The organism is Streptomyces milbemycinicus (assembly GCF_002154605.1).
Lineage (GTDB): Bacteria > Actinomycetota > Actinomycetes > Streptomycetales > Streptomycetaceae > Streptomyces > Streptomyces milbemycinicus.
In genome coordinates this window covers 1-5,647 of the sequence record NZ_MUNE01000282.1, presented here as the reverse complement: position 1 = coordinate 5,647, position 5,647 = coordinate 1, and the positions used below count along the sequence as shown (strand labels likewise).

Sequence of the window (5,647 nt, the reverse complement as noted above, 5' to 3'; positions counted from 1 at the left end):
TACTCGTTCCTCGGTGTGTCGCTGGTTTCCCTGCGGCACCCGCGCGGGCGCGGGTGCCGCAGGGAAACCAGCGACACACCGAGGAACGAGTACGCGCGTCCCGCGCAGGCGCGGGTGCCGCTTGCCCGCGTCGTCAGGGCGCAGGCGTCGGGGGCAGCGTCACGCGCTCGGTGCGGCGGTCTCCGTCCAGTACACGGAGAGCGCGCTCCAGCGTCGTGGTGTGGAGGCGGCTCTCGCCGCGCTCGTGCATCAGGGCCAGCGCGTCCCGAAGGGCGGTGGCCTTCCCTACCAGGGCCTGCGCGGCTCGCAGGCCCGCGTAGGTGTCGCTGCCGCGGGACGGGTTGATTCGGGCGAGCAGGTCGACCACGCCCAGATAGCCGTCCACCAGCGCGCCCTCCGCGCGGGTGAGCGCGGGCAGCGGGGGCAGTTCAGGTGGTAGCACGGTCGCTCACCTCGCGTCGCGCAGCGGCCGCGGGTGCTTGCGGCTCTGGGTGAGTCGGTCCACGAGCCCGTATGACACCGCGTCCTCGGCGTTGAAGATCTTGTCGCGCTCGATGTCGGAGCGGATCCGCTCGGCGGTCTGCCCGGTGTGTCGTACCAGCAGCTCTTCCAGGAGGGCGCGGGTGCGCAGCATCTCCTTGGCCTGGAGCTCCAGGTCGGAGGTGGTGCCCTGGATGGGTTCGCTGAACGACGGCTGGTGGATGAGGACCCGCGCGCCCGGCAGTGCGAAGCGCTTGCCCGGGGTGCCGGCGGCCAGTAGTACGGCGGCCGCGGAGGCGGCCTGGCCCAGGCAGATCGTCTCCACGTCGCAGGTGACGAAGTGCATCGTGTCGTAGATCGCCGTCATGGCGGAGAACGAGCCGCCTGGCGAGTTGATGTACAGCGAGATGTCCTGGTCGGGGCTGGCGTGTTCGAGGTGGACGAGCTGTGCGATCACGTCGTTGGCCGAGGTGTCGTCGACCTGGGTGCCGAGGAAGACGATGCGCTCGGACAGGAGCTTGGAGTACGGGTCCATGGTGCGGACCCCGTTGCTCGTGCGCTCGGTGAACTCGGGCAGGACGTAGCGCGCCGTCGGGCGTTCCATCACGTCACCTCTGGATGTCAGGTGGTAGTCGGGCGTCCGTAAAAAATGTACAGGACGTACATCTCGTTATGATGGGGAGCATGGCCTACGAGATTCCGGTGACGCAAGCCCGAGCAGAGCTCGCCGAGCTGATCAACCGCGTTGTCTACGGCGGCGAGCGGGTGGTCGTGACGCGGCACGGAAAGCCGCTCGTGGCCCTGGTCTCGGCCGATGACCTGCGGCGACTTGAGGAGATGGAGTCGGATGAGGCAGGCGGGACGGGCGCCGAGGAGGAGCAGGTGATCAGCACGGTCTCGACCGTCCGCCCGGCGGCGTCCGCTCCGGGCGAACGGCGGCGGTTCGGCATCGCCGCGGAGCACCGCGGTCCGGACGTCGGGGACCGGCGGCGCGGGCGCGGCTGAGGCGGGGAGGTTGGGCGGCCCCGGCTGCCCCGGGGCCGTACGAGTGGTGCGCCCGGCCCGACTCGCCCCCACCCACCACAGCCGCCGCAGTTAACGCCGTGGAAACGCCGCGGAACTAGCCTTCCGAAACCGGGTGCGAGCCGCCCTGGGAACCGGGCCGCAGGTGAGCGGGCAGTTCGACCCCGCCCGACGGGACAAGCGTGAGGTGGTAGGCGTGCAGTTGACCCCGCACGAGCAGGAACGGTTGCTCATTCACGTGGCCGCCGACGTGGCCGAAAAGCGGCGGGCCCGCGGGGTGATCCTCAACCACCCGGAGGCCGTCGCGCTGATCACCGCGCACATCCTGGAGGGCGCTCGCGACGGCCGTACGGTCGCCGAGCTCATGTCCTCGGGCCGCGAGGTGCTGACCCGTGAGGAGGTCATGGAGGGCGTCCCGGAGATGATCCATGACGTCCAGGCCGAGGCGACTTTCCCCGACGGCACCAAGCTCGTCACCGTCCACCAGCCCATAGCCTGACGGAGGGCGCCTCCCGTGATACCCGGAGAGATCCTGCACGCGGACGAGCCGATAAGCCTCAACGAAGGCCGCCCCGTCACCCGCCTCACCGTGCTCAACGCCGCCGACCGGCCCGTCCAGGTCGGCTCCCACTACCACTTCGCCGAGGCGAACCCCGGCCTCGACTTCGATCGCGCCGCCGCCCACGGCCAACGTCTGCATATCGCCGCGGGCACCGCCGTGCGCTTCGAGCCGGGCATCCCCGTCGAGGTCGAGCTGGTTCCGATAGCGGGCGAGCGCGTCGTACCCGGGCTGCGTGGCGAGACAGGAGGGTCCCTCGATGACTGAACTCAGCCGCCCCGCGTACGCGGATCTCTTCGGGCCGACGGCCGGCGATCGTATACGGCTCGCCGACACCGATCTCCTCATCGAGATCGAGGAGGACCGCGCCGGCGGCCCCGGCCGGGCCGGGGACGAAGCGGTCTTCGGTGGCGGCAAGGTGATCCGTGAGTCCATGGGCCAGTCCCGTGCCACGCGCGCCGAGGGGACCCCCGACACCGTGATTACGGGCGCCGTGATCCTGGACCACTGGGGCGTCGTCAAGGCAGATGTCGGGCTGCGTGACGGCCGGATCACCGGCATCGGCAAGGCGGGGAACCCGGACACCATGGACGGTGTCCACCCGGACCTCGTCATCGGGCCGGAGACGGAGGTCATCGCGGGCAACGGCAAGATCCTCACCGCCGGGGCCATCGACGCCCACGTCCACTTCATCTCCCCGACCATCGCCGACGAGGCGCTGGCGGCGGGCATCACCACCTTGGTCGGCGGCGGCACCGGGCCCGCCGAGGGCACCAAGGCGACCACCATCACGCCGGGGCCCTGGCATCTGGCCAGGATGTTCGAGGCGCTGGAGGGCTACCCGGTCAATATCGGGCTGCTCGGCAAGGGCAACACCGTCTCGCGTGAGGCGATGTACTCCCAGCTGCGCGGCGGCGCCCTCGGGTTCAAGATCCATGAGGACTGGGGCGCCACCCCCGCCGCCATCGACGCGTGCCTGGGGGTGTGCGAGGAGAGCGGCGCCCAACTCGCCATCCACACCGACACGCTCAACGAGGCGGGCTTCGTCGGCGACACGCTCGCCGCCATCGCCGGGCGTTCCATCCACGCGTACCACACCGAGGGCGCGGGCGGCGGGCACGCGCCGGACATCATCACCGTGGTGTCCCAGCCGAACGTGCTGCCCAGCTCGACCAACCCGACCCGCCCGCACACCGTCAACACCGTCGAGGAACACCTCGACATGCTGATGGTCTGCCACCACCTCAACCCCGCCGTCCCCGAAGACCTCGCCTTCGCCGAGTCCCGCATCCGGCCCAGCACCATCGCGGCCGAGGACATCCTGCACGACCTCGGCGCCATTTCGATCATCTCCTCCGACTCCCAGGCCATGGGGCGGGTCGGCGAGGTCGTGCTGCGCACCTGGCAGACCGCGCACGTCATGAAGCGCCGGCGCGGCGCCCTGCCAGGCGACGGCCGCGCCGACAACCACCGGGCGCGCCGCTACGTCGCCAAATACACCATCAACCCGGCCGTCGCCCAGGGCCTGGACCATGAGATCGGCTCCGTGGAGACCGGGAAACTCGCCGATCTGGTGCTGTGGGACCCGGCGTTCTTCGGCGTCAAACCGCAGCTGGTCATCAAGGGCGGACAGATCGCATACGCGCAGATGGGCGACGCCAACGCCTCCATCCCCACGCCACAGCCGGTCCTGCCGCGCCCCATGTTCGGCGCGATCGGCCGCGCCCCGGCCACCAACTCGCTCAACTTCGTGACCCGGACCGCGCTCGACGACGGCCTGGTGGCCCGACTCGGGCTCGGCAAGCGGTTCGCCCCGATCCGCAGCACACGCGGCGTCACCAAGGCCGATATGCGGGAGAACGACGCCCGCCCGCATGTCGAGGTCGACCCCGACACCTTCACGGTGACCATCGACGGGGAGCCGGTCGACCCGGCCCCGGCCGCCGAACTGCCCATGGCCCAGCGCTACTTCCTCTTCTGAGGTGTACGTGCCGACCATGCCTGAGCCGACCGTGCCCGCCGCCCGGGCGGCCCTGCTCGTCCTCGCCGACGGCCGGTTCCCCGCCGGAGGCCATGCGCATTCCGGGGGCGCCGAGGCCGCCGTCAAGGCGGGCCGGATCCGGGACGCGGGGTCGCTGGAGGAGTTCTGCCGGGGCAGGCTGCACACCGCCGGGCTCACCGCGGCGGGGCTCGCCGCCGCGGCCGCCGCCGGGCTCGACCCGCTCGTGCTCGACGAGGCCGCCGACGCCCGTACCCCGGCCCCCGCCCTGCGGGCCACCGCGCGGCGGCTCGGCCGCCAGATGATGCGCACCGCACGGGCCACCTGGCCAGGACCGGAGCTCGACGCCCTCGCCGCGGCCCGTCCGCGCGGCGCCCACCAGCCGGTCGTCCTCGGCCTCGCGGTGCGCGCCGCCGGGGCGAGCCCGACGGACGCCGCGCATATCGCCGCGTACGAGTCGGTCAGCGGGCCCGCGACCGCCGCCGTACGGCTGCTGAGCCTGAACCCCTTCGACGCCACCGCCGTGCTCGCCCGCCTCGTCCCCGAGCTGGACCAGGTCGCGGCGCGGGCCGCCGAGGCGGCCCGGCGGGCCCTCGACGAGGGCCCGGACGCGCTGCCCGCCGCCTCCGCGCCGCTGCTCGACATCACCGCCGAAACGCATGCGGCCTGGCCCGTACGGCTCTTCGCCTCGTAGGAGCGCCAACAGCCGCAGCAGCCTCAGCCCTGTCCCCGACCCCCGGAGCCGTCATGCATCTCGACCACGCGGACACCGACATCTACCCGCAGCGCCACACCTACAGCAGCGCCGCCGATCCGCGCCGCCCCGACGGCACCCGCCGTGCCCTGCGCATCGGCCTCGGCGGCCCGGTGGGGTCCGGGAAGACGGCGACCGTCGCCGCGCTGTGCCGCGCGCTGCGCGACGAGCTGTCGATCGCCGTGGTCACCAACGACATCTACACCCGCGAGGACGCCGAGTTCCTGCTGCGCAACGCCGTCCTGCCGGCGACGCGCATCACGGCCGTGGAGACCGGCGCCTGCCCGCACACCGCGATCCGCGACGACATCTCCGCCAACCTCGAGGCGATCGAGGACCTTGAGGACGCCGTCGGCCCGCAGGGCGGCCTCGACATCGTCTTCGTCGAGTCCGGCGGCGACAATCTCACCGCGACCTTCTCCAAGGGACTGGTCGACGCCCAGATCTTCGTCATCGACGTCGCGGGCGGCGACGACATCCCGCGCAAGGGAGGGCCCGGCGTGACCACCGCCGACCTCCTGGTCGTCAACAAGACCGACCTCGCGCCGTACGTCGGCTCCGACCTGGACCGCATGGCCCGCGACGCGCGCGCCCAGCGCGGGGATCTGCCCGTGGCCTTCACCTCGCTGGTCGCCGAGAACGGCGTCAAGCCGGTCGTCGACTGGGTACGCGACCGGCTGGCCGCCTGGTCGGCGGCCCACGCGTGACAGCGCCCTCGCCCCCCGGCTCCGGCTCCGGCTCCGGCTCCGGCTCACGAGTCACATCAGCCACGCCCCCCGTCGCCGCCGCCTCCGCGACGATCCGGGCCGCCGCCCGGATCGTCGCGGAGGCG

General features: G+C 72.2%; 8 protein-coding genes. 6 read left to right on the top strand and 2 right to left on the bottom strand.

Annotation, left to right across the window (positions count from 1 at the left end):
- Positions 1-133: 133 nt before the first annotated feature.
- A complete protein-coding gene (locus CCN51_RS22550) occupies positions 134-442 on the bottom strand; it encodes a hypothetical protein (protein WP_014181436.1) in 309 nt (102 codons plus the stop codon).
- A gap of 6 nt (positions 443-448) precedes the next feature.
- Entirely contained in the window at positions 449-1,084 is a 636-nt protein-coding gene (locus CCN51_RS22545) for an ATP-dependent Clp protease proteolytic subunit (protein WP_014181437.1), read from the bottom strand.
- Between the two features lie 80 nt (positions 1,085-1,164).
- Here CCN51_RS22545 and CCN51_RS22540 point away from each other — a divergent pair, with 80 nt between their 5' ends.
- The 6 genes from CCN51_RS22540 to ureG all read left to right on the top strand — a co-directional run bounded on the left by CCN51_RS22540 (position 1,165) and on the right by ureG (position 5,522).
- Positions 1,165-1,485 carry a type II toxin-antitoxin system Phd/YefM family antitoxin gene (locus CCN51_RS22540; protein ID WP_043492434.1) on the top strand — a complete coding sequence of 107 codons (321 nt, stop codon included), beginning with the start codon at positions 1,165-1,167 and terminating at the stop codon, positions 1,483-1,485.
- A 214-nt stretch (positions 1,486-1,699) separates the two neighbouring features.
- Positions 1,700-2,002: an urease subunit gamma gene (locus CCN51_RS22535; RefSeq protein ID WP_014181439.1), complete on the top strand. Its 303-nt coding sequence runs from the start codon at positions 1,700-1,702 to the stop codon at positions 2,000-2,002.
- Positions 2,003-2,017: 15 nt separating this feature from the next.
- Positions 2,018-2,329 (top strand): urease subunit beta, encoded by a 312-nt coding sequence (locus CCN51_RS22530; RefSeq protein ID WP_014181440.1) that lies wholly within the window; start codon positions 2,018-2,020, stop codon positions 2,327-2,329.
- Positions 2,322-4,043, top strand: a complete 1,722-nt coding sequence (locus CCN51_RS22525; RefSeq protein ID WP_014181441.1) for an urease subunit alpha — start codon at positions 2,322-2,324, stop codon at positions 4,041-4,043. The genes CCN51_RS22530 and CCN51_RS22525 overlap by 8 nt, the downstream gene beginning before the upstream one ends.
- Before the next feature lie 16 nt (positions 4,044-4,059).
- On the top strand, positions 4,060-4,755 hold the full coding sequence (locus CCN51_RS22520; RefSeq protein ID WP_014181442.1) for an urease accessory protein UreF: 696 nt from the start codon (positions 4,060-4,062) through the stop codon (positions 4,753-4,755).
- A gap of 53 nt (positions 4,756-4,808) precedes the next feature.
- Complete coding sequence (gene ureG / locus CCN51_RS22515) at positions 4,809-5,522, top strand: urease accessory protein UreG (RefSeq protein WP_014181443.1); 714 nt, start codon at positions 4,809-4,811, stop codon at positions 5,520-5,522.
- Positions 5,523-5,647: the final 125 nt, after the last annotated feature.